Below are 26,482 nucleotides of genomic sequence, written 5' to 3' on the forward strand. Positions count from 1 at the left end.
TTAATAAATTTGTTGATCTTGCCCAGAAAACGCCCCTCTTCCGCTTCTCTCCCCAGCGCCGTTCGGTAACATAGCTGCTTGGCAACCCTCTCGTCGGAGTCAGCCATGAGCCAAGCCTGCACAAAAGTACAGGTAAAATGCCGCGAATCCACGGGCAAGAACTTTGCCATCCGAGTTAGATGTGCAATCGGCAACCTGCTACGAATCACTCAACATGGTGATGATCCCCATTCTCTTCGTTCTAAGACATAGGATGCCCAATGAAGCTGCAAACCCTCCGCCTATCGAGCTTCCAATCTTTCGGGGCAGCACCCACCGAAATTCCATTGGAGGAGATGACTTACCTCATTGGGCCTAATGGCTCCGGCAAAACAGCTGCACTGCAGGCCTTGTGTCGGTTGTTTGCCTTTGATCCATCACTGCGTCGAATACTGCGCTCAGACTTTCATGTCCCATTGAACGAAGAAGTGCCTCCGGCGGAGCGCCAGTTATGGATCGAGGCCGACTTTGTATTCCCTGAATTAAAAGATGACGGAGACAACAGCACGGTTGCACCTCATTTCGGTCATATGCGCCTCGACGAGATCGATGGCACACCACGTATTCGTTTTCGCCTTAATGCAACCATGGGGTTGGATGGGGATATAGAGGAAAACATGGTCTATGTGTTGGACATCAATCCAGATGGCTCACCACTTACCACCACCCAAGTACCCCGAGCGGAACGTAACCATATACATATCCACTACCTCCCCGCACGCCGTGATCCCGCCGATCACATTGCCTATGGAGCCAATGCATTACTGGGGCGCATGCTGCGTGCGGTGAACTGGGATGCAGAGCGAACAGTCATCAAGGGACTGACCGACCAAATCAGTGACAGCTTGGCGGGCAATCCATCAATCAATGCGTTCAGCGCAAGTTTGAGAAATGCATGGGGCGCTTTACACAAAGGCAACTTCTTTGCCGACCCCAAGCTCACTTTTGTTGCGTCCGAGATCGAAGCCTTGTTGCGGCACATGTCGGTGTCTTTCACTCCTGGCCATGGGGAGCAGTTGGTCGATTTCTCACGACTTAGCGACGGCCAGAAGTCGATGCTGTATCTGTCACTGGTACACTCTTCGCAGGCGATTGGCCGTGCTGTACTGGCGGCTGAAGATACTTCATTCGATCCGGACAAGCTGCGCCCACCAGTCTTTACGGTGGTCGCTCTCGAAGAGCCAGAAAACAGTCTCTCGCCACACTACCTTGGGCGAATCGTCAATGCCCTCAATGGAATGACCGGACAAGGTGACGCACAAGCGCTCATCGCTACCCACGCACCATCCATGCTGCGGCGCGTTGCTCCGGAACATATCCGTTATCTGAGGTTGACCGAAGAGCGAACATCACGAGTCACGCATATCCTGCTGCCAGACACAGCTGATGAAGCGCACAAGTTTGTGCGTGAGGCAGTACAAGCCTTTCCCGAGGTTTATTTCTCGCGACTTGTTGTTCTTGGAGAGGGTGATAGTGAAGAAATCGTATTACCACGACTTCTTAAAGCGAAGGGATCTCCTGTTGATGAATCTGCGGTTTCAATAGCCCCCTTGGGGGGACGTCACGTAAATCACTTTTGGCGCCTACTTTCCACACTGCAAATTCCATATTTGACATTATTAGACCTCGATGTATCTCGCTATGCTGCTGGTTGGGGACGAATCAAGTACGTGAATGATCAACTCTTTAAGTTTGAACCGGCAAAAATACTTCCTGCCGCTTTAACTTTGCCGAAATGGGATACAGCCGATACACCAGTCCGAACACATCACTATTTTGATGGAGGAACGAAAGACGTATTTCTTGAGCTGGAGAGTCGAGGTGTATTTTTCTCGGCTCCTATGGATCTCGATTTCGCCATGTTACTTGCTTACCCAGATGCGTATGGCGTAGTTAAGGAAGATCCTGAGGCATCCACGATCAAAGCTGTTTTGGGTAAAAGTCACCACGATGCAAGCCAGTACAGCAAAGATGAGCAGAAGCTATTTAACACTTACCATCAGCGCTTCAAGCTTGGTAGCAAACCCGCAGCCCATATTGATGCATTGGCTCAGCTGACTGATGCAGAACTACTGACCAACATGCCCGCATCCCTGAGCAGATTGGCAGATGCCGTCATCACCAAACTCGCGGTTCTGCCGGAATGATAACCGTCGAGACTTGGGAACCTGCAGATGGGCTGACACTTGAGCCCAACGCCCTAATTGCAGCCAAGGAGCAAACACGCAGCCTTGCTCTTACCGCAGGCCCAGGCGCGGGAAAGACCGAAATGCTTGCACAGCGGGCAGATTTCCTATTGCGCACAGGTACCTGCCGCTATCCCAAACGGATTCTGGCCATTTCGTTCAAGGTCGATGCCAGCAGTAACCTGAAAGAACGGGTCAAGCGACGCTGTGGTTCAGAACTTGCTACGCGGTTTGACAGCTATACCTTTCACGCATTCGCCAAGCGCATCATCGATCGTTTCCGTCCTGTGCTAACTGGTGAGTATGCGTTGGATGCTGGATACCAAATTGCAGATCGGAAACTTGGCCCATCACGAACGTTGATCACGTTTTCCGATCTGGTGCCATGGGCAATTGAGATTCTAAGAAAGTCCCCTGTCGCGCGACATGCCATCCGTCAAACCTACAGCGATGTCTTCCTCGACGAATTCCAGGACTGTACAAATCGTCAATACGAACTCCTCAAGCTCGCTTTTCAAGGTACGAACATTCGCTTGACCGCCGTGGGCGACACCAAGCAAAAGATCATGGGCTGGGCAGGCGCTTTGGAAGGCATCTTTCAGGACTTCGTTGCTGATTTTGCAGCAACTCCGCTCAATATGTACCGAAACTTCCGCTCTCAACCACGTTTGCTGCGCTTGCAGAACGAGATCATTCGCAAGCTGGATCCAGCTTCTATCATGCCTGATGAGCAACTTGCAGGCGACGAAGGAGAGGTATTCGCGTGGCGCTTTGAAAACAGTCGTCAAGAAGCAGACTACCTCGCAGATTTGATTGCAGGTTGGATAAACACAGAACAGCTGCCACCAGCAGAAATTGCGGTCCTGATTCGTAATCAGCTTGACCTGTACGCTGATCACCTTATGACGGCACTGGAGGCTCGTGGCATCCCCTTTCGCAACGAGCAGCAGATGCAAGACATCACAGTCGAGCCTGCAGCACGTTTGATCGTGGACTATCTTTCCTGCCTCTATGGTCAGCGCGAGCCCAAATCATGGATTCGGCTCATGAACCAGCTAATCCCGTTTGCAAATGACGAGACTCCGTCGAATGCGCGCAAAGACCTTGATCGGCTGATCAAGCAGCAACGAAAAGAAATAGCCCTTAACGAGCTGGTTGCCCCCCCTTTCTCTGGCTGGTGGGTGTTTGTTCAAATATTTCTGAAGCAAATCAGTGTTGAAACACTAATGTCGCTTTCCCCTGATTACGAGTCTCGTGACCGGCTAAACGAAGTAATCCGTGATACTAAGACCAAGATTGAAGAATTACTAACGCTGGAGCCTGACTTGCCCCAAGCCCTTAAGCGCTTCTCAGACGATCAAGCCGTACGAATACTGACCATCCATAAGAGTAAGGGCCTTGAGTTTGATTCGGTCATCATCATGGCCATCGAAAACGAGAACTTCTTTGGAAATCAGGATGAAAACCGCTGTGCTTTTTTTGTCGGTGTCTCACGTGCCAAAAAACGCCTAGTCCTTACTCATGCGGATCAGCGAGAACGTCCAGCTGGACATACGAAGCGCTGGGATGTGCATCGCACACCTCAAACTGAATATTTCGGCTATACCATACCGTTTGTGAAACAAGAACCATAAGCAAAATAGGGTCGTCATACCCGCAATATTGGTTGACGCTTAATAGCCCGACAATTAGGCATTGCGATGCAATGCACTACGCTTATTGCATCCTAAGATATCAAAAACGTTCAACGGATAAATGGTTGTAGCGACACATAAATCGTTGCGGGGAAATAGGGAAATAAAGAGGGGGCCAAGGCCCCCTCTGCTATAGATGATCAGTGGCGAACATCGACCTCAGTCTGTCAGCCCTCTCTGCCTTAGCGCCGTCAGCAGTTCATCCACCATGGCCTCTACCGGCTTGCCAGCGTTCAGCAGATGGATTTCCGGGTTTTCCGGTGCCTCGTAGGCGGAGTCGATACCGGTAAAGTTGCGAATTTCCCCCGCCCGCGCCTTCTTGTAGAGCCCCTTGGGGTCACGCTCTTCGCACACGCTAAGGGGCGCATCCACAAACACCTCGACAAACTCGTCGGCACCCAGGAGGCTGCGTACCAGATCCCGCTCGGCACGGAACGGCGAGATAAAGGCGGTGAGGACGATCAGGCCCGCATCTACCATGAGTTTTGCCACTTCGCCGACCCGGCGGATATTCTCCTGGCGGGCGGCGTCATCGAAGCCGAGATCGCCGCACAGGCCGTGGCGCACATTGTCCCCATCCAGCAGATAGGTGTGCTTGCCCGAGGCGGCCAGCGCCTGCTCCAGTGCCCCCGCCAGGGTGGACTTGCCCGCCCCGGAGAGTCCGGTGAACCAGATCACCAGGGGCTTTTGCCCCTTCTGCTCGGCCCGGCTCTGTTTGTCGACGGCATGGGCATGCCACACGATATTGCTCATCCAACACTCCTTGATTGGCGCTCACGCCTCAAAACTTAAACTGTCCGGCACCACAGGGAGCCGCCTCGGACTATCAGTCGACAACGTGCTGATGCCATGGCATTGCTCATCCAACACTCCTTGATTGGCGCTCACGCCGCAATACTGAAAACTGTCCGCTACAGCGGGGAGCCGCCTCGCGATGAGGCGGCAAGGTGCTGATGCCCTGATATTGCGCATGCAACACCCCCTGATTGGCGCTTACGCCTGGATGCCAGTGCCCTGGCACTCCCCTGCATCATAAGCTGCCTTGATAAAAGCTGCGTTAACATAAGCAGCCCTTAACACATCCCCCGGTATCAGACCTTAAAACGGAAACAGCAGGGGTACCATGACGATCACCCCGAGGCTGTAGGCCAGGGAGACAGGCAGGGCCAGCTTGAGATAATCCGGCATCTTGTAGTTGCCCGCCGCATAGACCATCAGGTTGGTCTGGTAGCCGTAGGGCAGGATAAAGCTGGAACTCGCCCCGAACAGCACCGCCAGAATGAACGGCATGGTGGAGACATCCATGCTGAGCGCCAGCTGGAATCCCATGGGGAAGGCAAGGGCCGCCGCCGCGTTGTTGCTCATCAGCTCCGTCAGCACCAGGGTAAACAGATAGATCCCCACGAAGGCGATAAAGGGACTGGCCCCGTTGAACTCCCCCATCAGCCAGTCGGCGATGAGCTTGGCCAGGCCGCTCTTCTCCAGCTGATCGGCGATGGCGAGGGCCCCGCCCACCACCAGCCAGATATCCAGCGGAAAGCGACGGCGGATCTCGTCCAGGGTCAGGATGCGGGAGAAGAGCAGCACCACCAGCATCACCAGCAGCCCCTTGAAGAGCGGCACCAGGTCGAGCACCGACAGGGTCAGCACCCCGAGGAACCCCGCCACCACGGCGGCGCTGCGCGTGGCATCGAGCCGGGTGGAGGCCTCCAGCCCGCTCACCACCACGAACTCCCGGGAGAGGGACTTGTTGCCCGCAAACTTGGGGCCGGGGGCCAGCAGCAAGGTGTCCCCTGCGTGCAGTTCAATCTGGCCGAGGCCGCCGGTGAGCTGGGTCTCGCCCCGGCGCACCGCCAGCACCACCGCATCGAAGTGGGTACGAAACTCCGCATCCTTGATGGTCTGACCCACCAGGCGCGAGCTGTGGCTGACGATCACCTCCACCAGGTGCTGGCCGTTGAGGCGATGCTGGCCGTAGAGATCCAGCCCTTTGAGCTCCTGCAACACGCCGACGCTCTCCACGTCGCCGCAGAACAGCAGCATGTCCCCCTCGTGCAACTCGTGTTCCGGCTGCACCGGGCAGATCACCTGGTTGCCCCGGATGATCTCGGCGAGATAGAGGCTTTTCAGGCTGCGCAGGCCGTTCTCCTTGACGCTGCGCCCGGCCATCGGCGAGCCGGGGCCCACCTTGGCTTCGAGAAAATAGCCGGATTCCCGGCTCATCTCGGTGTCCTGCTCCGGCAGATGGCGGGCAAACAGCAGCACGGCAACCAGGCCGGTCAGCAGGGTCCCCGCCCCCACCATGAAGAAGTCGAACATGCCAAGCGGCTTGGCCCCCATCTTGATGAGGAAGCTGTTGACGATGAGGTTGGTGGAGGTGCCGATCAGGGTCAGCACGCCGCCAAAGGTCGCCGCGAAGCACATGGGCAACAGCAGCCGGGAGGGCGCATGGTTGGGGTTGCGCTTGACCGCCCCCAGCATGGACGCCACCACGGCGGTGTTGTTGACGAACGCCGACAGGAAGGCGGTGGAAAACCACACCTTCACCAGCACCTTGTTGAAGGAGCCGGTGCCCACCAGGTTGGCAAACCAGCTCATGACCCGAGTCTTCTCCACCGCGAGCGACACCAGCAGCAGCAACACCAGGGTCAGCAGGGCGCTGTTGGTGTAGCCCGCCACCACGGCGTTGATGTCCGCCAGGCCGCTCAGGTAGGTGATGAGCACGGCGCCCGAGAAGAGCAGCGCCGGCCGGAGTTTGCCCTGGATCAGCAGGGCGACGAGGGCAGCCAGCAGACCCAGCACCAGGGATTGTTGCCAGGTCATGGGCTTACTCCTTGCCGGAATCGTTGCTGATGGTCAGCGCCTGCCAGTGGGGGAAGTGCTTGCGTACCAGGGCGTTGAGCTCCACTTCGAACTCGCTGTATTGCCCTGCCATCACCTTGGCCGCCAGCCCTTCCACTATCATGCCGGCACCGACGGTGACGTTGGTCAGCCGGTCGATGAGGATGAAGCTGCCGGTGTCGCGGATCTCCTTGTAGGGGTCGAACGCCACCGGGTCGGTGAGGCTGAATTCGCACAGGCCGATCTCGTTGAGCTTGAGCTCGGAAGCGGGCAGCTCGTCGAGCTTGTTGATCTCGATGCGGTGGCGGATGGCCTCCACCTGGCCACGGCTCTTCTTGGTGGCCAGCTTGACGTCATAGACCCGGCCCGGTTGCAGGGACTCTTCCCCCATCCAGACGATGTGAGCCAGCACGTTCTGGGTCACCTGGGGCTTTTTCGCCGCATCCACCAGCAGGTCGCCCCGGCTGATGTCGATTTCGTCCGCGAAGGTGACCGTGATGGCCTGACCCGGCAGGGCGTACTCCAGATCCCCGTCGAAGGTGACGATGCGGGTCACCGTGCTCTCTTTGCCGGACGGCAGCACGGCAAGCTTGTCGCCCACCCGCAGGATGCCGGAGGCCAAGGTGCCAGCGAAGCCGCGAAAATCGAGGTTGGGGCGGTTCACGTACTGCACCGGCAGGCGCACCGGGTGACGCTCCAGCTCGCGCTCCACTTCGGCGGACTCCAGCAAGGAGAGCAGGGTCTCGCCCTGGTACCAGGCCAGCTTGTCGCTCGGGTTCACCACGTTGTCGCCGTCCAGGGCCGAGACCGGCACGATGTGGATGGTGTCGACGCTGAGCTTCTTGGCGAATTCGCGGTACTCCAAGCTGATGCGATCGAACACCTCCTGGCTGAACTCCACCAGGTCCATCTTGTTCACTGCCACCACGAACTGCTTGATGCCGAGCAGGCTCGCGATAAAGCTGTGACGGCGGGTCTGATCCAGCACCCCCTTGCGGGCGTCGATCAGGATGATGGCCAGATCGCAGGTGGAGGCGCCGGTGGCCATGTTGCGGGTGTACTGCTCATGGCCCGGGGTATCCGAGATGATGAATTTGCGCTTGGCGGTGGAGAAATAGCGGTAGGCCACGTCGATGGTGATGCCCTGCTCGCGCTCCGCCTGCAGGCCGTCCACCAGCAGGGCCAGGTCCAGCTTCTCGCCGGTGGTGCCGAGCTTCTGGCTGTCGGACTCCAGTGCTTTGAGCTGATCTTCATAGATCTGCTGGGAGTCGTGCAGCAGGCGGCCGATGAGGGTGCTCTTGCCGTCGTCCACGCTGCCGCAGGTGAGAAAACGCAGCAGGCTCTTGTGCTGCTGGGCGTGCAGGTAGGCTTCAATGCCCTGTTCGCTGATGGCGGTCTGAATGTGGTTGTTCATGTTGCGATTCCTTAGAACATTTTTTTAGAAATAGCCCTGACGCTTCTTCTGCTCCATGGAGCCGGCCTGATCGTGGTCGATGAGCCGCCCTTGCCGCTCGCTCGAGGTGGTGATCAGCATCTCTTCGATGATCTCCGGCAGGGTGGTGGCATTGGATTCGATGGCCCCGGTCAGCGGGTAGCAGCCGAGGGTACGGAAGCGCACCAGCTCCTGCTTCACTTCGTCTTCCGGGCCGATGGGCATGCGATCGTCATCCACCATGATCTTGATGCCGCCGCGATCCACCACGGGGCGCATGGCCGCGAAGTAGAGCGGGACTATGTCGATGTTCTCGAGATAGATGTATTGCCAGATGTCCAGCTCGGTCCAGTTGGAGAGCGGGAAGACACGGATGCTCTCCCCCTTGTTGACCTGGTTGTTGTAGACGCGCCACAGCTCCGGGCGCTGGTTCTTCGGATCCCAGCGGTGGGACTTGTCGCGGAAGGAGTAGACGCGCTCCTTGGCGCGGGATTTCTCCTCGTCGCGACGGGCACCACCGAAGGCGGCATCGAAGCCGTATTTGTTGAGCGCCTGCTTGAGCCCCTCGGTCTTCATGATGTCGGTGTGCTTGCTGCTGCCGTGCACGAAGGGGTTGATGTCCATGGCCAGACCGTCCGGGTTCTTGTGGACGATGAGATCCAGCCCGAACTTTTTGGCGGTCTCGTCCCGGAACTTGATCATCTCCTTGAACTTCCAGTTGGTGTCCACGTGGAGCATGGGGAAGGGGATCTTGCCCGGGTAGAAGGCCTTGCGGGCCAGGTGCAGCATGACGGAGGAGTCCTTGCCGATGGAGTACATCATCACCGGGTTTTCAAATTCGGCGGCCACCTCGCGGATGATATGGATGCTCTCGGCTTCCAGTTGCTGCAGGTGAGTCAGTCGCTCGCGGGTGACTCCTGCACGGATGCTCTGTGCATCGGATGGCTGCAGTTGGGTCAGTCTTTCACGGTCCATGTCTGGGTCCTCGGTTCATTGCTAACGCACCTGCTCGGGGCGCGGTGTTGGTTCAGTTCGGTGCCGCCTTGGCCGCACCGTCAAATCGATTCGGGTCTCGCCTCTCAGGCCAGGCTCACCAGCTTGAGCTCGTGGCCGCTTTTTGCTTCCTGCCCTTGCCCCTGCTCGCCAAACCAGGCGAGTTGCTGGCGCAGGGCCACCACTTCACCGATGACGATAAGCGACGGGCTCACCGCCTGCTGGGCCAGTTCGGCCAGATCCGCCAGGGTGCCGGTCAGCACCCGCTGGCGGGCCGTGGTGCCCCGCTCGATGATGGCGATGGGGGTGGCGGCGCGTCGGCCATGGCTCACCAGTTGCTGCTGGATATGCTCGGAGCGCATCAGCCCCATGTAGATGACCAGGGTCTGGTTGGTGGCCGCAAGCTGCTGCCAGTCGGGCTCCTTGCCCTCCTTCTGGCAGTGGCCGGTGATGAAGACGGCGCTCTGGGCATGGTCGCGGTGGGTGAGCGGAATGCCCGCATAGGCGGTGGCACCGGCGGCGGCGGTGATGCCGGGCACCACGGAGAAGGGAATACCCTCCTCGGCCAGCACTTCCAGCTCCTCGCCACCACGACCGAACATGAAGGGATCGCCCCCTTTGAGGCGCACCACCCGGTTGCCCGCTTTGGCGTATTCCACCAAGAGGCGGTTGGTCTCTTCCTGGGGCACGCTGTGGGCACCCGCCTTCTTGCCGACCGACACCAGGGTGGCGTCACGGCGCACCAGATCCAGGATCTCGGGGGAGACCAGCTGGTCATAGAGCACCACTTCGGCCTGTTGAATCTGTTGCAGCGCCTTGAGGGTCAGCAGGCCAGGATCCCCCGGGCCCGCCCCCACCAGCACCACTTCGCCCACTTCGGTACGAGCCTTGTCCAGTCCCTCGTTCAGCCACTGCTCGGCACCCTGCCAATCGGCTTTCTCAATCAGACCGGCCAGGGTGTTGGAGGCAAAGGCGCGCTCCCAGAAGCGGCGGCGATCGGAGAGGGAGGCCAGCACCTGCTTGGCCCGGCGGCGCACCCGGCCGGAGAGCTCCGCCAGACCGCCAAGATGGCGGGGCAGCAGGCTCTCGAGCCGCTCGCGCAACAGGCGCACCAGCACGGGGGCCTTGCCGCCGCTGGAGACGGCCACCACGATGGGGCTGCGATCGATGATGGAGGGGAAGATAAAGCTGGAGCGCTCGGGGTCATCCACCAGGTTGACGAACAGACCGCGCTCGGTGGCGCTCTGGTAGACCAGGGCGTTGACCTCGAGATCGTCGGTCGCGGCCACCACCAGGATCTGCCCTGCCAGGTGGGCCGGGTCGAAACGCGCCGCCACATGGGTGAAGCGACCGGCAAATTCATGGAACTCGGGCTCGAGCACGGGAGAGACCAGGGTGATCCGGGCACCTGCCGCCAGCAGCAGGCGCGCCTTGCGCAGGGCAACCTCGCCCCCGCCCACCAGCAGTACCGGGCGGCCTTCCAACCTGGCAAACATAGGTAAATAATCCATCAGGGCCCGCTCCTCGGCATCGCGACATCTGGGGCGACTATAGGCAGGAGCGCTTATCCCTCAAAATAATAAAAAATGCTCTTTAATGCGTTTTGGTAATTAGTAAAGCCGTGTGGCGGCAATAGAGAAGCGAATCTGCTTGTGGTGGATGGCACCAGACCCTAGGCTAGTGAAAGTGTTTCATAAGGAGCTTAATCATGAATGAGTCATTGATTGTATTGGGGATCTTCATATTCCTGGTACTCGCCACCCTGAGTGCCGGCATCAAGATAGTGCCCCAGGGTTACAACTGGACCGTGGAGCGCTTCGGCCGCTACACCCGCACCCTCTCCCCGGGCCTCAACCTGCTGATCCCCTACATCGACCGCATCGGCCACAAGATCATCATGATGGAGCAGGTGCTGGACATCCCGGCCCAGGAGGTGATCTCCCGGGACAACGCCAACGTCACCATCGACGCCATCAGCTTCGTGCAGGTGGTGGATGCCCGCAAGGCGGGCTACGAGGTCAATGATCTCACCAGTGCCATCCGCAATCTCACCATGACCAACATGCGGACCGTGCTCGGCGCCATGGAGCTGGACGAAATGCTCTCCCAGCGCGACACCATCAACGAGAAGCTGCTGCGCACCATGGATGCCGCCACCGCCCCCTGGGGCATCAAGGTGACCCGGATCGAGATCAAGGATGTGCGCCCGCCCCTCGCCCTGGTGGAAGCCATGAACGCCCAGATGAAGGCCGAGCGCCAGAAGCGGGCCGAGGTGCTGGAGGCCGAAGGGGTGCGCCAGTCCAAGATCTTGAAGGCCGAGGGGGAGAAGCAGTCCCAGATCCTGAAAGCCGAGGGTGAGCGTCAGGCCGCCTTCCTCGCCGCCGAAGCGCGGGAGCGGGCCGCCGAGGCAGAAGCCAAAGCGACCCACATGGTCTCCCAGGCGATCGCCGAGGGCGACATGCAGGCCATCAACTACTTCGTGGCCCAGAAATACACCGAGGCCCTGGCCCGCATCGGTGAAGGCCCCAACAGCAAGATCATCATGATGCCCCTGGAAGCGGGCAGCCTGATAGGCTCGGTGGCGGGCATGGCCGAGCTGTTCAACAAAGACGGCAAGGCGGGCAAATCATGACAGCCCTGTTCGAGGGGCTGACCCACTGGCACTGGCTGGGGCTCGGCTTCGTGCTGCTGGCCATCGAGGTGATGGGGTCGGTGGGCTTTCTGCTCTGGACCGGCATCGCCGCCCTGGAGGTGGGACTCTTGCTGCTGGTCTGGCCCTTCGGCTGGCAGGCGCAGTTGCTGCTCTTCGCCCTGCAATCCCTGCTCACCACCTGGGCCTGGTGGCGCTGGCAGCATCGCCGGGATCGCTCCGGGCTGGATGCCGCCGCTCCCATCAACGAGCGGATGCAAAGCTACATGGGCCGCGAGCTGACCCTGCTGGACGAGGTCAGCCAGGGGATGAGCCGGGTGCATCTGGACGACACCGTCTGGACGGTGCGCTGCAACGCGCCGCTGCCGGCCGGCAGCCGGGTCAAGGTGGTGGGGGCCGACTCCCACATCCTGCTGGTGGAACCCCTCGGCTGACTGGGCAACGCCCCGCCATGGCCATAAAAAAACGGGCCCGGCGCGAGTGCGCCGGACCCGTTTTTCAATGAGGTGCTGGCTTAGTTGGCCTTGGCATCGCTCACGGCAGCTTCAGCCTTGGTGGCCACGTCAGCGGCAGCCTTCTCGACAGTAGCGGAAGCTTCGGAAGCAGCCTTCTCGACGGTAGCAGACGCTTCGCTAGCGGCTTTCTCGACAGTGGCAGCAACGTCTGCGGCCGGGGTCGCAGCCGGAGCGGCAGCTTCTTCTTTCTGACCACAGGCGGTCAACATCAGACCCAGGATACCGGCTACCAGTACTTTGTTCATGTGCATACCCTCAAAAAAAGATGGAGAGATGGTGCAGAGACCATCACTGTACGCCCCGGCTCCTGTCGGCACACCGGCCGCTGGAGCCCGAAGGCGCGCGAAATATATCCCCATATGCGGCCGATGAAAACGCGTATCACAATGATATTTTCTCGTTGGCATGATAAGAAACACTGCTGCAACGACAAATATTAATATAAAACACCCATTCACCACCAAATTCGCACAACAAATCGCCAATTACCTGGCGATTGCCAGTCAGCCATTGTCTTTCTGTCAGGCTCTCGGCGCTGTCGGATAACGCCGTCAGTCAGACAGCTTCTGACAAGGCAGGCGCCGCCCCTGCTGGTCGCTCTCCCGGGCCAGGTCCAGCAAGGCCATCACCGCCAGGGCCTCGTCGGCCGGCACCGGGTTCTCCCCTTCTCCCCGGATGGCGGCGCAGACACCGCGATAGTAGGCGCCGTAGTCCCCCGCTTCGCCAGCCACGGTCTGCTGCAGGAGCTGACCGTCCCGGATCTGGCTGAGCTGGCCGGGGGCGGGATCCACGCCCCAGTCCGCCGCCGGAGGCCGCTTGCCCTCCTTGAGCTGCTCCTCCTGCACGTCCATGCCGAACTTGATGAAGGAGCCCTGACTGCCGTGCACCACGAAGCGGGGCATCACGGCCGACACCAGACAACTGCCGTGCAGAATGACCCGCATCTCGCCGTAACCCAGCACCACATGGAAGTAGTCGTCCGCCAGGGCCCCGGGGCGCTGCTTGCCCAGATCTGCCTGCAACCAGTCCGGCTGGCCGAACAGCTGGAGCGACTGATCCAGGATATGAGGGCCGAGATCGAACCAGAGACCGGAGCCCGGGCCGCCCGCCTCGCGCCAGCGCTGGCGCACCTCGGGGCGATAACGGTCGAAGTGGGATTCGAACTGGGCAACTTGCCCCAGCGCCCCCTCCGCCAGCAGACGGCGCACCGTGAGGAAATCCCCGTCCCAGCGTCGGTTGTGGAAGATGCTGAGCAGCCGCTGCTGCTTCTCCGCCAACTCGACCAGCGCCTTCGCTTCGGCCAGATCCAGGGCAAACGGCTTGTCGATCACCACGTGCTTGCCCGCCAGCAGGGCCTCGCGAGCGATGGGGGCATGGGTGTCGTTGGGGGTGGCGATCACCACCAGATCGAGGCTGTCATCGGCCAGCACCTGCTCCAGGGTGCCGACCCGGGTGCCGGGCAACGCGGCCTGTACCTTGGCGGCATCCCGGCTCACCACCCAGCGCAGGGTCAGGCCCGGGGTCGTGGCCAGGAAGGGGGCGTGAAAGGTCTGTCCTGCGAAGCCGTATCCCACCAGGGCGGCGTTGATTGTGTGGCTCATCCGGTTTTCTCCACGGGTCTGTGATCATGCGAGGCAGGCGGGTCGCCTGAAAAAGAGAAGGGGGCTCAAGGCCCCCTGAGTGTGCTCATCAGAGCACAGGATTTATTGCAAACACAAGCGCCGGCCCTGGCGGGTCATCAGCATCACCAGCGGGGGCAGCAGCAGCCACATGTGCAAGGCCAGCTGGCTCAGGGGATCCGGCATCAGCCAACCGGTGATCCCCACCAGGGCGCCGGAGCCGCTCATCTGGAACAGGCCGAGCAGGGCGGCCGCAGTGCCGGCGCAGTGGCCGAAGGGGGCCAGCGCCATACCCGCGGCGGCGCCCAGGATCATCGCAAAGCCGATGCTGGAGAGGAACACCGGGCCCATCATGGCCAGCGGGTGCGGGATGTGCATGGCCAGGGTCAGGGTGATGGCGGAGAGCAGCAGCACCAGCAGGCCAATGCGCAGGGTCCGTCTTGGCCCTACCCGGGCGATGAAGCGCGGGGCCAGGAAGCAGGCCAGGATGTTGAGGGCCGCATTGGCGGTGAACCAGTGACTGAAGCCACTCATGTCCAGCCCCAGGGTCACCATCAGTTGTACCGGCGCCGCCGTCACGTAGGCGAGGATCACCGCCATCGCCAGCATGCACAGCGCCGCGTTGAACAGGAAGCTCGGGGAGCGCAGCACCGGGCTGTAGCGGGACCAGCTGATGAGCGGGCCAGCACTGCTGGTCTCCTCAGGACGGGTTTCCGGCATCCGCCACAGCAGCCAGCTACCGACCACCACGGCGTAACCGGCCATGAACCAGAAGTTCGCCGACCAGCCCGCCTTGGCGGTGAGCCAGCCACCCAGCAGGGGCGCCAGTGCGGGGATGAAGCAGATGGCACCGTTCAGATAGGAGATCATCTGACCGCTCTTCTTGGGGCCATAGCTGTCACGGACCACCGAGAAGGCGGCCACCGAGGTGGCGCAGGCCCCGAAGCCTTGCAGCACCCGCGCCAGCATCAGCTCGCCGAGGCTCGCGGCAAAGCCGGCTGCCAGGGCGCTCAGGCCGTAGAGCAGCACGCCCCCCAGGGCGATGGGTTTACGCCCGTAGCGATCGGCCAGCGGCCCCACCAGCAGTTGCCCCAGCCCCATGCTGAACAGGAACCAGGTGATGGTGCCCTGCATCAGGGTCACTTCGGCCCCCAGCTGCTCGGCCATCTGGGGGATGGCAGGCAGATAGATGTCGATGGCCAGCGGGCTGAACAACACCAGGAGTACAAGCAAAAGAATCAATGGCATCAGTCACCTCAAGCCCTAGGAATATCGATTGGGCCGCGAGTCTACTGACTCAGAGTAATGAATTGAAATGGTATTTAATCACTTCGGTTATTCCCCACTGGAAACATGTATCTCTTCTACCTCTCAGGGGGTGGAACCAGGATCCCCCGTTGGCACCGGATCCCGGGCAATTGGCGCTTTTACTAAACCCCTCCCCCGCATAGAATGCGCAGATTATTTTTGCGGAGGTGTGTGATGAACAAGCTTGTCCTGGCAACAGGGAACCAGAAAAAGGTGAAGGAATTGGCCGCCATGCTGGCCGATATGAAGATCCAGGTGATCCCGCAGAGCGAGTTTGCAGTCTCCGATGCCGACGAGACCGGCACCACCTTCGTCGAGAATGCCATCATCAAGGCCCGCCACGCCGCCCGCGTCACCGGCCTGCCCGCCGTGGCCGACGACTCCGGTCTGGAAGTGGATCTGCTGCACGGGCGCCCCGGCGTCTACTCCGCCCGTTTTGCCGGTGCCGGTGCCAGCGACAAGGAGAACATCGACAAGCTGCTGGCCGAGCTCAAGGGCGCGCCGGATTACCTGAAAAGCGCCCGCTTCTGGTGCGTGCTGGTCTACATGCGCCACGCCGACGATCCCACCCCCATCATCTGCCAGGCCAGCTGGGAAGGGATGATCATCGACGAACCGCGCGGCCAGCACGGCTTTGGCTACGACCCGGTGTTCTTCGTCCCCGACCACAACTGCACCTCGGCCCAGATGCCGGCGGAGCTCAAGAACCAGCTCAGCCACCGTGGCCAGGCCCTGGCCAAGCTCAAAGCGGCCCTGGCGGCGGTCAACTAAAGCGCTGTCTCCCGCCGCGTTGTCATCTACAATGGGGGCCGTCGGCCCCCGTTTCGTTCGCGGCGCCCCGCCCGTTGTCACCGGCAACCAGGGCCACCCGACCCCTTTTGATTGTTGAATACTGGAAATCCCATGCTGCAACTGCCGCCCCTCTCCCTCTATATCCACGTGCCCTGGTGCGTCCAGAAGTGCCCCTACTGCGACTTCAACTCCCACGCCCAGAAGGGGGAGCTGCCCCACCTCGAGTACGTGGCGGCCCTGCTGGAGGATCTGGAGCAGGATCTGCACTGGGCCCAGGGGCGCCCCCTCTCCTCCATCTTTATCGGTGGCGGCACGCCGAGCCTGCTCTCCGTTGACGCCATGCAGGCGCTGCTGGACGGGGTGCGCGCACGGATCGCCCTCGCCCCGGACTGCGAGATCACCATGGAGGCCAACCCGGGCACGGTGGAGGCGGACAAGTTCGCCGGCTTCCAGCGGGCCGGCATCAATCGCATCTCCATCGGGGTGCAGAGCTTCCAGCAGGAGAAATTGACCCGGCTCGGCCGCATCCACGGCCCCGAGGAGGCGCGCAAGGCCGCCGAACTGGCCCACGCCATCGCGCTTCCCACCTTCAACCTGGATCTGATGCACGGTCTGCCGGATCAGAGCCTGGACGATGCACTCTACGACCTGCAGCAGGCCATCGACTGCGCGCCGCCGCACCTCTCCTGGTATCAGCTCACCATAGAGCCGAACACGGCATTCGCCTCCAAGCCCCCCACATTGCCGGAAGATGACACCCTGTGGGACATCTACGAGCAGGGCCACGCCATGCTGACCGCCCAGGGCTATCAGCAGTACGAGATCTCGGCCTATGCCAAAGAGGGGTATCAGTGCCGCCATAACCTCAACTACTGGCGCTTTGGCGACTATCTGGGGATCGGCTGCGGCGCCCACGGCAAGGTGACGGATCTTGCCAACCAGCAGATCCTGCGCACCGCCAAGGTGAAGCATCCGAAAGGTTATCTGGATCCGAGCCGCCCCTATCTGGACAGCCAATGGCAGGTGAGCGCGGACGATTTGCCGCTCGAGTACTTCATGAACCGGTTCAGATTGTTTGAACCCGCCCCCAAGGCGGAGTTCGAGGCCTTCACGGGGCTACCGCTGGAGCGGGTAGAGACCATGCTCGCCATCGCCCGGACCAAGGAGCTGATCGAGGATCTCGGCGACAGCTGGCAGCTCACCCCCCTCGGGCATCGCTATCTCAACGTGCTGCTCGAACTCTTTATGGACGAGTGAGCACGGGTTCACTCTCTTGCGTCAAGACCGCAAGTCAGCACCAGCGAATAGAACAACAATCAGGGCGCCATTGGCGCCCTGATTGTGTTAACTGATGCCTTGCGGCAGAAACCCGCTCAACAGCAGACGCTAACCATCCGCTGTTGGCCGGGCTCCCACCGCTTGCCGTGCTTGGCCTTGCGCTGATAGCTGCCCTTGCCCTTCTTGCTCGGCTCGACCCGGGCCTGGAACAGGGGGGAGGTCACCAGTGCCTTGAGGTGGTTGTCCTGAATGATGCCGCGCTGATGTTCGCAGGCGGGTTCGGCGGTGACACAGGTCACCTTCTTCTTGGCCATATGGGCTCCTTGATGGGGTTGTCGTGTTTGCCTGTCGTCCCTGTCTGGAAGGGCAGGTGGCGAAAAACGCGCCGATTGTGCACCTCTTGCCTCCCCCGTGCAAGCTGTCAGGCGGGGTGATAGACGACCCGCACCAGGCCGCTTGGCAGCACGGCGCTCGACACCGGTCTCAGCGCGCCGGGCAGGGATCCTGCAAAGAGCGGCACCCCGCGTCCCAAAGTGATCGGTACCCAGAACAGGGTCAGCTCGTCCACCAGGGCCCCCTGCAGACCCTGCCTCACCAGCTCCCCGCCATCCAGATAGAGGTGACGGCTTCCCCCCTGCCACAACTCGTCCAGCACCTGCACCAGCGCCCCCTGCCTGAACGCGACCCGAGGACGGGGGTCGGCGGGCCTGTGGGTCAGTACCACCAGCGGCTTGTCCCCGTAGGGCCACTCGGGAAAGGCGCTCACGATATCGTAGGTGTTGCGCCCCATCAGCAGCAGATCGGCGCTGGCCATCAGGGCGCTGTAGCCGGTCTCCTCCTGGGAGTCGCCGTTGTAGGGAGCGAGCCAATCCAGATCACCCCCCTCCCCCGCGATAAAGCCGTCGAGGGAGAGGGCGAGAAAGGCGGAGACCCGGGGCCGGCGCAGCTCAGTGCTCATGGTCGTGGTGCTCGTGGCGGGAAGGGGCGCCGGACTCCAGGGTTTCGAGGATGGCGCAATGCTCCGCCGAGCGCGGGCCGCCGCAGCAGATGTCAGACAGCGCCTTCAGGTTCTCCCGAAAGCGGGTCAGCTCCACTATCTTCTGCTCCACCTGTTCAAGCTTGGTGTCGGCCACCGCCTTCACCTCCTGGCAGGTCACTTTGGCCTTGTTGGTGTCGAGGGCGAGCAGCTCGCCGATGTCCGCCAGGGAGAAGCCCACCGACTTGGCGCGGATGATGAACTCCAGCCGCCGTCTGTCCTGCTCACCGTAGAGGCGGTAGCCCGACTCGTTGCGGATCCCCGGCGAGATGAGGCCGTTCTTCTCGTAAAAGCGCAGGGTGTCCGCCTTCACCCCGCACGCCTTGGCCAGTTCCCCGATCCGATACATCCTTCCTCTCCCCCCGCATGACATTCCCGACATGGTACTCAATATAAACCGGCCTCCACTATCACCTCTTTGCCCGGCGATTGCCAGTCAAAGGCAGGAAAGCAGCAGCTAACCCCTCACTTGCCGGCCATTTATCCCCAAAACACTGAAAAGACAAACGTTTCACAAAAATTCACCAGAAAACGTTTAACGCCGCATCCCACAAGGGTTTGTCTCTTTAAAAAATCCACCACAGGTCACATTTTTTGTGTAGAATACGCGCCCACAAGAGAGCGTCGCGTCAAGCGGGCATTTCCTAAAACGCTTTTGCCAACGGCCGCCCCGGGCGAGAGTGGTTTGCGAAATCCCCCACTTCCATTTATTTGGGGACTCTCTGTGTGTTGAGCCTCGCCTCCCATGGAACGGTCCCCGTTATGCTGAGGACGATAGTGTGATGGAACAAGCTCGACCCATTCGCCGTGCACTGCTGAGTGTGTCTGACAAGACTGGCATCCTGGAATTTGCCAAGGCACTCGACGCGCGTGGTGTGGCCCTGCTCTCCACCGGTGGTACCGCCAAGCTGCTGGCCGATGCGGGCCTGCCGGTGACCGAGGTGTCCGACTACACCGGATTCCCCGAGATGATGGACGGCCGGGTCAAGACCCTGCATCCCAAGGTACACGGCGGCATTCTCGGCCGTCGCGACCGGGATGACGCCATCATGGCCGAGCACGCTATCTCCCCCATCGACATGGTCGTCGTCAACCTCTATCCCTTCGCCGCCACCGTGGCCAAAGCCGGTTGCACCCTGGAAGACGCCGTCGAGAACATCGACATCGGCGGCCCGACCATGGTCCGCTCCGCTGCCAAGAACCACAAGGACGTCACCATCGTCGTCAAGGCCTCCGACTATGACCGCGTCATCGCCGAGATGGATGGCAACGGCAACAGCCTGACCCTCTCCACCCGCTTCGATCTGGCCATCGCCGCCTTCGAGCACACCGCCGCCTACGACGGCATGATCGCCAACTACTTCGGCACCCTGGTGCCCTCCTACGGCGAAAACAAGGAAGGCGACGAAGAGTCCCGCTTCCCCCGCACCTTCAACAGCCAGTTCATCAAGAAGCAGGACATGCGCTATGGCGAGAACAGCCACCAGGCTGCCGCCTTCTACGCCGAAGAGCAGGCCGCGCCGGGCTCGGTAGCAAGCGCCATCCAGCTGCAGGGCAAGGCCCTCTCCTACAACAACATTGCCGACACTGATGCGGCGCTGGAGTGCGTGAAGGAGTTCAGCGAACCGGCCTGCGTCATCGTCAAGCATGCCAACCCCTGCGGCGTCGCCATCGGTGACGACCTGCTGGCAGCCTACGATCGCGCCTACCAGACCGACCCCACCTCGGCCTTTGGCGGCATCATCGCCTTCAACCGCGAACTGGACGGCGAGACCGCCGCGGCCATCGTCGCCCGCCAGTTCGTGGAAGTGATCATCGCCCCCAGCATCAGCCAGGCAGCCCGCGAGGCGGTCGCCGCCAAGCAGAACGTGCGCCTGCTGGAGTGCGGCCAGTGGACTGCCCCGGCGCAAGGCTTTGACTTCAAGCGCGTCAACGGCGGCCTGCTGGTGCAGGAGCGCGATCTGGGCATGGTGACGCTCGGGGATCTGACCGTGGTCAGCCAGCGTCAGCCCACCGAGGCCGAGCTGCAGGATCTGCTGTTCTGCTGGAAGGTCGCCAAGTTCGTCAAATCCAACGCCATCGTCTACGCCAAGAACGGCCAGACCATCGGCGTGGGCGCCGGCCAGATGAGCCGCGTCTACTCTGCCAAGATCGCCGGCATCAAGGCCGAGGATGAAGGGCTGACCGTGGCGGGCTCCGTCATGGCCTCCGACGCCTTCTTCCCGTTCCGCGACGGCATTGATGCCGCCGCTGCCGCGGGCATCTCCTGCGTCATCCAGCCAGGTGGCTCGATGCGCGACCAGGAGGTGATCGACGCCGCCAACGAACACGGCATGTGCATGGTGTTCACCAACATGCGTCATTTCCGTCACTGACAGCCCAGGGCCGCCGATGGCGGCCCTGCCTCTTTAGCACCGGACCCTTTCCACTGGCAGTGCCACCGCAGCGCCAGTGAACTCAGACAGAAGCGAGCGAGACGATGAAAGTACTGATCATTGGCAACGGCGGCCGTGAACACGCCCTGGCCTGGAAGGCCAAACACTCCCCCCTGGTGACCCAGGTCTTCGTGGCACCGGGCAATGCGGGCACCCAGCTTGAGCCGGGCATCGAGAACGTCGCCATCCAGGCCACCGACATCGAGGGCCTGCTGGCCTTCGCCAAGGCGAACCAGATCGGCCTCACCATCGTCGGACCGGAAGCCCCCCTGGTGAAAGGGGTGGTCGATGCCTTCCGCGCCGCCGATCAGACCATCTTCGGCCCGACCGCCGCCGCCGCCCAGTTGGAAGGCTCCAAGGCCTTCACCAAGGACTTCCTGGCCCGCCACGCCATCCCGACCGCCGATTACCAGAACTTCACCGAGGTGGAGCCGGCGCTGGCCTATCTGCGCGAGAAAGGCGCCCCCATCGTCATCAAGGCCGACGGTCTGGCCGCCGGCAAAGGGGTGATCGTCGCCATGACCCTCGACGAGGCGGAAGCGGCGGTGCGTGACATGCTCTCCGGCAATGCCTTCGGCGATGCCGGCGCCCGGGTGGTGATCGAAGAGTTTCTGGACGGGGAAGAGGCGAGCTTCATCGTGATGGTGGACGGCGAGCACGTGCTGCCCATGGCCACCAGCCAGGATCACAAGCGCGCCTTCGACGGCGACACCGGCCCCAACACCGGCGGCATGGGGGCTTACTCCCCGGCCCCCGTGGTGACCGACGAAGTGCACCAGCGCGTGATGGAACGGGTGATCATGCCGACCGTGCGCGGCATGGCGGCCGAGGGCAACGTCTACACCGGCTTCCTCTACGCCGGCCTGATGATCGATACCGAGGGCAACCCCAAGGTGATCGAGTTCAACTGCCGCTTCGGCGACCCCGAAACCCAGCCCATCATGCTGCGGATGCAGTCCGACCTGGTGGATCTCTGCCTCGCCGCCTGCGCCGGCCAGCTGGATCAGAAGGAAGCCGTCTATGACCCCCGTGCCGCCATCGGCGTGGTGCTGGCATCGGGTGGCTATCCCGGCGACTACACCAGCAATCACCCCATCAGCGGTCTGCCGGTGGACGAAGTGGCAGGGGAGAAGGTGTTCCATGCAGGCACCCGCCTGGAAGGACACACCAGCCTGACCCAAGGTGGCCGCGTGCTGTGCGCCACCGCCCTCGGCCACACGGTGCAGGAAGCCCAGCAGCGGGCCTATGCCCTGGCTGGTCGCATCCAGTGGGACGGCATCTTCTATCGCAAGGACATCGGCTGGCGTGCCATCGAGCGCGAGCAGGCCGAATAAGGGCCGGATCCCGATCACTCAAAGGGCCTGCGGGCCCTTTTTTTGTTGCACGGCGCCTGCGCTGACAGTGGAATCGTCCATGGGTGGTGGCTTTCAAAAACAAAAACACCTGAAAAACTCACCTGACTTTAAAAAACCGATGTGTGATAAAAAATGGCAGCATGATTCACTGCCTGCGGACCCCTTCCCGGGCCAGATGCGCGCCCTTGTATCCCCTGCAGGAGGCGAGATCCGGTGGCCGTTCTCTTTCGGCTACATTCCCACAGCAATCCCCTGCACAATTCGTCACAATTGGTCGCACTTTCTTCATACAATGATCGCCCTTTCATGGCATCATGATGCGTGAAACCGCACTCAAATGAGTGCTATAACAACCTGCAATCTCGTCGTCTCATAAGGAAATCCCATGCTGAAAACTGTGCGTCCCCTGCTGCTGCCCCTGATGTTCGGCCTGATGGCCCTGCCTGCCATGGCCGGCGATCTGGAGCAGCCGATGAAGAAGATCGGCTTCAACTACAAGCAGGCCGTCAAGGCCGACGACGCGGCCACCATGGAGAAATACATCAAGGAGATGAAGGCCCAGCTGGATGTCGCCAAGGGCAAGAACATGCCCGCCGCCAAGAAGGAGAAGTTCCTGGAAGGCATGACCGAAGTGCAGACCGAGCTGGATGCCAGCCTGGCAGCCCTCCAGGCCGGTGACGAAGCCAAGGCGCGCGAGCACCTGGCCAAGGTCAACGACCTGAAGAAGGAGTACCACAAATATGCCAAGCAGAAAGGCTGATCCCTTCCACTGGGATCCTCTGGTGCGCCTCACCCACTGGGGTGTGGCGGCCATCTGTATCGGCAACCTCTGGCTCAACGAGGCGGGCGAGGAGTGGCACGAGCGGATGGGATACGCCGTCATGGTGCTCATCGGCATACGCCTGCTGTGGGGGCTCACCTTCGCTCGCGGCCACGCCCGCCTGCGCGCCCTCATCCCGAGCCGGGAGGATTTTCGCCATCAGGCCGACGCCCTGCGCGAACGGACCCCGCCCACCCCTGGCCATCACGGCAGCGGCAAGCTGGCGGTCTGGGCACTCTGGCTGCTGGTACTCGCCACCGCAGGGACCGGCTGGTTCCAGAACACCGAGACCGGCTTCGATCTGGGGGCGGACGACTGGCACGAGTGGTGCACCTGGGCACTCCAGGGCATGATCGCCCTGCACCTGTGCGCCATCGCCTACACCTCCTGGCGCCAGCGCAGCAACCTGGTCACCCGCATGCTGCCAGGGCGTCGTGCCCGGGCCAGTGCCGGGCAGCAGGAACCCAACGTCTGAACGTTCACGGGGCCCTGCGGGGCCCCTGTTCATCCCCTTCGCTACCTGCTTGACGGGATCTCGCACCGATCTGCCCCCCTCTGCCCCCTCCTGCTGCCACCGAATGGCATGAAAGCATTTTCATTCACATTTCTTAATTAATTCAGCCTGTTCGATTTTCAACCACATCGATTTCATGAATGCTACGGAGCTGAACGAGGTTGTTTGTTGTCCGTTCGACTACACGACAGTGATACGTCAATAACAAGATCGAAGGGAAAATCGTCATGCACAACACACTGTTTCGAACCGCCCTGCTGGCGGCGGCACTCGGCTCTTTCAGCCACACTGCCAGCGCCGAAGGAGTCATGGTTCACCTGTTCCAATGGAAGTTCAACGACATCGCCAACGAGTGCGAGACCGTGCTCGGGCCCAAGGGGTTCGGTGGCGTCCAGATCACCCCACCCGCCGAGCACAAGCAGGGCAGCCAGGTCTGGTGGACCGTCTATCAACCGGTCAGCTTCAAGAATTTCAACAGCTTCGGCGGTAGCGAGGCAGAGCTCAGGAGCATGATCGCCCGCTGCAACGCGGCCGGGGTCAAGGTCTATGCCGACGCCGTCTTCAACCAGCTGGCATCGGGTTCGGGCACCGCCACCGGCGGCGGCAGCTACAACTCGGGGCAATACCAATATCCCCAGTTCGGCTACAACGACTTCCATCACAGCGGCGACATCACCAACTACGGTGACAGCAACAACGTCTGGAACGGCGCCCTCTACGGCATGCCGGACCTCAATACCGGCTCATCCTACGTCCAGGATCAGATCGCCACCTACATGAAGACCCTGCTCGGCTGGGGCGTGGCGGGCTTTCGCATCGATGCGGCCAAGCACATGGCGCCGGCCGATGTGAAGGCCATCCTCGACAAGGCAGGCAGCCCCAGGGCCTACCTGGAGGTGATCGGCGCAGGCGGGGAGTCCCCCGACATTCAGCCGGGCCGCTACACCTACATCGACACCGTCACCGACTTCAAATACGGCACCGATCTCGCCGCCAACTTCAACGGCCAGATCAAGAACCTCAAAACCCTGGGCGAGAGCTGGGGCCTGCTCCCCTCCAACAAGGCCTTCGTCTTCGTGGTCAACCACGACCGCGAACGCGGCCACGGCGGTGGCGGCATGCTCACCTTCATGAGCGGTGCCCGCTACGATCTGGCCAACACCTTCATGATGGCCTGGCCCTATGGCTGGAAGCAGGTGATGTCGGGCTATCGCTTTGAAAACATGGGCACCTATGAAACCGACAAGGGGGCGCCGGGCAGCACGCCCTGCACGGACAGCCAGTGGAACTGCGAACAGCGCCGACCGACCATCATGAACATGGCCCTGTTCCACAACCGGACCGAAGGCCAGCCCGTCAGCAACTGGTGGGACAACGGCAACAACCAGATCGCCTTCAGCCGCGGTGACAAGGGCTTCGTCGCCATCAACAACGAGAGCGGCAGCCTGGTGGCCTCGGTGCAGACCGGCCTGCCGGCCGGCGAGTACTGCAACCTCCTGGGGGGCAATGACTACTGCAGCGGCGGTTATGTCACCGTCGACGGCAGCGGCAAGGCCAGCCTGAACGTCCCCGGCATGAAGGCGGCCGCCATCATCGCCGGTTGCACCAAGGCCAGCCCCTGCGGCGGTTCCGTCCTGCCGGGCAACAAGTTCAGCAGCATGAACCTGCGCGGTACCCACAACGCCTGGGGCAACACCCCCATGACCGTCGATGCCAACCGTGTCTGGTCCGCCACCCTCACCCTGACCGGCAACGGTGACGCCACCGGTGCCCAGCGCTTCAAGTTCGACGTCTTCGGCAACTGGGCCGAGAACTACGGCGACAACGAAGGGGATGGCATCGCCGACAAGGGCAGCAGCAAGGATATCCTGGTCAGCGGGGCGGGCACCTACCGCATCACCCTGAGCGAGAGCGATCTGCGCTACACGGTCACCCCCCTCACCAGCAACCAGGCACCGGTCGCCGCCCTCTCCCCCAAGACCCTCAGTATCAAGGCGGGGGAGAGCGTGGTGTTCGACGCCTCCGCTTCCAGCGATGACGGCGGCGTGGTGAGCTACAGCTGGTCCAGCGGGGGCACCGCCGCCACCGAGACCGTCCGGTTCGATACCCCGGGTACCCATACCGTGACGGTCACCGTGACCGATGCAGAAGGGTTGACCGCCAGTGCCAGCGCCACCGTGACCGTCACCGACGACAACGGCACCTACGCCAGCGTACTGCCCACCCTGAACTTCCGCGGCACCCCCAATGCCTGGGGCTCCCTTGCCATGACGCTGGTCGCCGACAATCAGTGGGAAGCCCTGGTCACCTTCGACGGTCAGACCAACCAACGCTTCAAGTTCGACGTCAAGGGGGACTGGACCCAGAACTACGGCGACACCAACAAGGACGGCGTGGCCGAACTGACCGGCAGTGACATCCTCACCCCGGTCATCGGCCAGTACCGGGTACGTTTCAACGATCAGACCCTGCAATACAGCCTGACTCCGGTGAGCGTCACCTATGCCAAGAATGTCGCCAGCCTCAACATTCGCGGCACCACCAACAACTGGGGCACCACCCCCATGTCCCTGGTCGGGGATCACCTCTGGCAGGCCAGCGTCACCTTCACCGGCAGCGGTGATGGCAACGGCGGCCAGCGCTTCAAGTTCGACGTCAAGGGGGACTGGACCCAGAACTACGGCGACACCAACAAGGATGGCGTGGCCGAGCTGGCCGGGGCAGACATCACCACGGCAGTGGTCGGTGCCTATGTGGTGCGCTTCAACGACCAGACCCTGGCCTACAGCCTGAACGCCCAGTAAGGCTGGACACACGCCAGGGCCATTGCGCCCCGGTGCCGAACCAGGCCTCCCGCCATCGGCGGGAGGCCTTTTTCATGGCTATGTCCCAATTACGTGTTGCATCGGGTGCCCTAGCGCCTCATGCAAACACATCTTGGTATTTACCTCCCTGCCGTAACGTTCCAGCATCCT

General features: G+C 61.5%; 23 protein-coding genes. 12 read left to right on the forward strand and 11 right to left on the reverse strand.

Features of this window, described 5'->3' with window-relative positions; all coding sequences use genetic code 11:
• The first annotated feature begins 260 nt into the window (after nucleotides 1-260).
• A complete protein-coding gene (locus AB5Y64_RS14230; protein WP_039040837.1) occupies nucleotides 261-2,186 on the forward strand; it encodes an ATP-dependent endonuclease in 1,926 nt (641 codons plus the stop codon).
• Nucleotides 2,183-3,859 (forward strand): UvrD-helicase domain-containing protein, encoded by a 1,677-nt coding sequence (locus tag AB5Y64_RS14235; protein ID WP_039040836.1) that lies wholly within the window; start codon nucleotides 2,183-2,185, stop codon nucleotides 3,857-3,859. The genes AB5Y64_RS14230 and AB5Y64_RS14235 overlap by 4 nt, the downstream gene beginning before the upstream one ends.
• Nucleotides 3,860-4,078: 219 nt before the next feature.
• On the opposite strand, the gene cysC is transcribed toward AB5Y64_RS14235, so the two are convergent.
• The 5 genes from cysC to cysG all read right to left on the reverse strand — a co-directional run bounded on the left by cysC (nucleotide 4,079) and on the right by cysG (nucleotide 10,696).
• Nucleotides 4,079-4,672: an adenylyl-sulfate kinase gene (cysC, locus tag AB5Y64_RS14240; RefSeq protein ID WP_039040835.1), complete on the reverse strand. Its 594-nt coding sequence runs from the start codon at nucleotides 4,670-4,672 to the stop codon at nucleotides 4,079-4,081.
• Nucleotides 4,673-5,017: 345 nt separating this feature from the next.
• A complete protein-coding gene (locus tag AB5Y64_RS14245) occupies nucleotides 5,018-6,742 on the reverse strand; it encodes an SLC13 family permease (RefSeq protein ID WP_039040834.1) in 1,725 nt (574 codons plus the stop codon).
• Nucleotides 6,743-6,746: 4 nt separating this feature from the next.
• A complete protein-coding gene (gene cysN / locus AB5Y64_RS14250) occupies nucleotides 6,747-8,174 on the reverse strand; it encodes a sulfate adenylyltransferase subunit CysN (RefSeq protein WP_010675597.1) in 1,428 nt (475 codons plus the stop codon).
• A gap of 24 nt (nucleotides 8,175-8,198) precedes the next feature.
• A complete protein-coding gene (gene cysD / locus AB5Y64_RS14255) occupies nucleotides 8,199-9,167 on the reverse strand; it encodes a sulfate adenylyltransferase subunit CysD (RefSeq protein WP_052258884.1) in 969 nt (322 codons plus the stop codon).
• 104 nt (nucleotides 9,168-9,271) lie between these two features.
• The gene (gene cysG, locus AB5Y64_RS14260) at nucleotides 9,272-10,696 is read right to left on the reverse strand and encodes a siroheme synthase CysG (RefSeq protein ID WP_039040833.1); all 1,425 of its coding nucleotides are present in this window, start codon (nucleotides 10,694-10,696) and stop codon (nucleotides 9,272-9,274) included.
• 197 nt (nucleotides 10,697-10,893) lie between these two features.
• Between cysG and AB5Y64_RS14265 the strand changes: the two genes are divergently transcribed.
• Nucleotides 10,894-11,817: an SPFH domain-containing protein gene (locus AB5Y64_RS14265; RefSeq protein WP_029314806.1), complete on the forward strand. Its 924-nt coding sequence runs from the start codon at nucleotides 10,894-10,896 to the stop codon at nucleotides 11,815-11,817.
• Nucleotides 11,814-12,269 carry an NfeD family protein gene (locus AB5Y64_RS14270; protein ID WP_010675601.1) on the forward strand — a complete coding sequence of 152 codons (456 nt, stop codon included), beginning with the start codon at nucleotides 11,814-11,816 and terminating at the stop codon, nucleotides 12,267-12,269. Before AB5Y64_RS14265 ends, AB5Y64_RS14270 begins: the two co-directional genes overlap by 4 nt.
• A gap of 80 nt (nucleotides 12,270-12,349) precedes the next feature.
• Here the strand turns inward: AB5Y64_RS14270 and AB5Y64_RS14275 are convergent, their stop codons facing one another.
• From AB5Y64_RS14275 to AB5Y64_RS14285, 3 genes are all read right to left on the reverse strand, one after another.
• The gene (locus AB5Y64_RS14275; RefSeq protein WP_010675602.1) at nucleotides 12,350-12,595 is read right to left on the reverse strand and encodes a hypothetical protein; all 246 of its coding nucleotides are present in this window, start codon (nucleotides 12,593-12,595) and stop codon (nucleotides 12,350-12,352) included.
• 306 nt (nucleotides 12,596-12,901) lie between these two features.
• The gene (locus AB5Y64_RS14280) at nucleotides 12,902-13,951 is read right to left on the reverse strand and encodes an oxidoreductase (RefSeq protein ID WP_010675603.1); all 1,050 of its coding nucleotides are present in this window, start codon (nucleotides 13,949-13,951) and stop codon (nucleotides 12,902-12,904) included.
• Nucleotides 13,952-14,053: 102 nt separating this feature from the next.
• Nucleotides 14,054-15,217: a multidrug effflux MFS transporter gene (locus AB5Y64_RS14285; protein ID WP_039040832.1), complete on the reverse strand. Its 1,164-nt coding sequence runs from the start codon at nucleotides 15,215-15,217 to the stop codon at nucleotides 14,054-14,056.
• A 234-nt stretch (nucleotides 15,218-15,451) separates the two neighbouring features.
• On the opposite strand from AB5Y64_RS14285, the gene rdgB reads away from it, so the two are divergent.
• Together rdgB and hemW are read left to right on the forward strand one after the other, a co-directional pair.
• On the forward strand, nucleotides 15,452-16,048 hold the full coding sequence (rdgB, locus tag AB5Y64_RS14290) for an RdgB/HAM1 family non-canonical purine NTP pyrophosphatase (RefSeq protein WP_039040831.1): 597 nt from the start codon (nucleotides 15,452-15,454) through the stop codon (nucleotides 16,046-16,048).
• A 132-nt stretch (nucleotides 16,049-16,180) separates the two neighbouring features.
• Nucleotides 16,181-17,326 carry a radical SAM family heme chaperone HemW gene (gene hemW / locus AB5Y64_RS14295; protein WP_039040830.1) on the forward strand — a complete coding sequence of 382 codons (1,146 nt, stop codon included), beginning with the start codon at nucleotides 16,181-16,183 and terminating at the stop codon, nucleotides 17,324-17,326.
• A gap of 116 nt (nucleotides 17,327-17,442) precedes the next feature.
• Here hemW and AB5Y64_RS14300 read toward each other — a convergent pair whose 3' ends face one another.
• The 3 genes from AB5Y64_RS14300 to zntR all read right to left on the reverse strand — a co-directional run bounded on the left by AB5Y64_RS14300 (nucleotide 17,443) and on the right by zntR (nucleotide 18,732).
• Complete coding sequence (locus AB5Y64_RS14300) at nucleotides 17,443-17,661, reverse strand: alternative ribosome-rescue factor A (protein ID WP_039040829.1); 219 nt, start codon at nucleotides 17,659-17,661, stop codon at nucleotides 17,443-17,445.
• A gap of 107 nt (nucleotides 17,662-17,768) precedes the next feature.
• Nucleotides 17,769-18,305, reverse strand: coding sequence for a dihydrofolate reductase family protein (locus tag AB5Y64_RS14305; protein WP_039040828.1), 537 nt, complete (start codon nucleotides 18,303-18,305; stop codon nucleotides 17,769-17,771).
• Nucleotides 18,295-18,732, reverse strand: coding sequence for a Zn(2+)-responsive transcriptional regulator (gene zntR, locus AB5Y64_RS14310; protein WP_039040827.1), 438 nt, complete (start codon nucleotides 18,730-18,732; stop codon nucleotides 18,295-18,297). Before zntR ends, AB5Y64_RS14305 begins: the two co-directional genes overlap by 11 nt.
• A 433-nt stretch (nucleotides 18,733-19,165) precedes the next feature.
• On the opposite strand from zntR, the gene purH reads away from it, so the two are divergent.
• The 6 genes from purH to AB5Y64_RS14340 all read left to right on the forward strand — a co-directional run bounded on the left by purH (nucleotide 19,166) and on the right by AB5Y64_RS14340 (nucleotide 26,311).
• Nucleotides 19,166-20,758, forward strand: a complete 1,593-nt coding sequence (gene purH, locus AB5Y64_RS14315; RefSeq protein WP_010675610.1) for a bifunctional phosphoribosylaminoimidazolecarboxamide formyltransferase/IMP cyclohydrolase — start codon at nucleotides 19,166-19,168, stop codon at nucleotides 20,756-20,758.
• Between the two features lie 104 nt (nucleotides 20,759-20,862).
• Nucleotides 20,863-22,152 (forward strand): phosphoribosylamine--glycine ligase, encoded by a 1,290-nt coding sequence (purD, locus tag AB5Y64_RS14320; RefSeq protein WP_039040826.1) that lies wholly within the window; start codon nucleotides 20,863-20,865, stop codon nucleotides 22,150-22,152.
• A 79-nt stretch (nucleotides 22,153-22,231) separates the two neighbouring features.
• Nucleotides 22,232-22,498: a hypothetical protein gene (locus AB5Y64_RS14325; RefSeq protein ID WP_152610201.1), complete on the forward strand. Its 267-nt coding sequence runs from the start codon at nucleotides 22,232-22,234 to the stop codon at nucleotides 22,496-22,498.
• 60 nt (nucleotides 22,499-22,558) lie between these two features.
• Nucleotides 22,559-22,933: a cytochrome b562 gene (locus AB5Y64_RS14330; RefSeq protein WP_039040825.1), complete on the forward strand. Its 375-nt coding sequence runs from the start codon at nucleotides 22,559-22,561 to the stop codon at nucleotides 22,931-22,933.
• The gene (locus AB5Y64_RS14335) at nucleotides 22,914-23,468 is read left to right on the forward strand and encodes a cytochrome b/b6 domain-containing protein (protein WP_039040824.1); all 555 of its coding nucleotides are present in this window, start codon (nucleotides 22,914-22,916) and stop codon (nucleotides 23,466-23,468) included. The genes AB5Y64_RS14330 and AB5Y64_RS14335 overlap by 20 nt, the downstream gene beginning before the upstream one ends.
• Nucleotides 23,469-23,734: 266 nt before the next feature.
• Nucleotides 23,735-26,311 (forward strand): alpha amylase C-terminal domain-containing protein, encoded by a 2,577-nt coding sequence (locus tag AB5Y64_RS14340; protein WP_368204023.1) that lies wholly within the window; start codon nucleotides 23,735-23,737, stop codon nucleotides 26,309-26,311.
• Nucleotides 26,312-26,482 lie beyond the last annotated feature (171 nt).

Origin of the sequence: Aeromonas sp. R5-1 (assembly GCF_040908265.1) — a bacterium.
Classification (GTDB): Bacteria; Pseudomonadota; Gammaproteobacteria; order Enterobacterales; family Aeromonadaceae; genus Aeromonas; species Aeromonas caviae.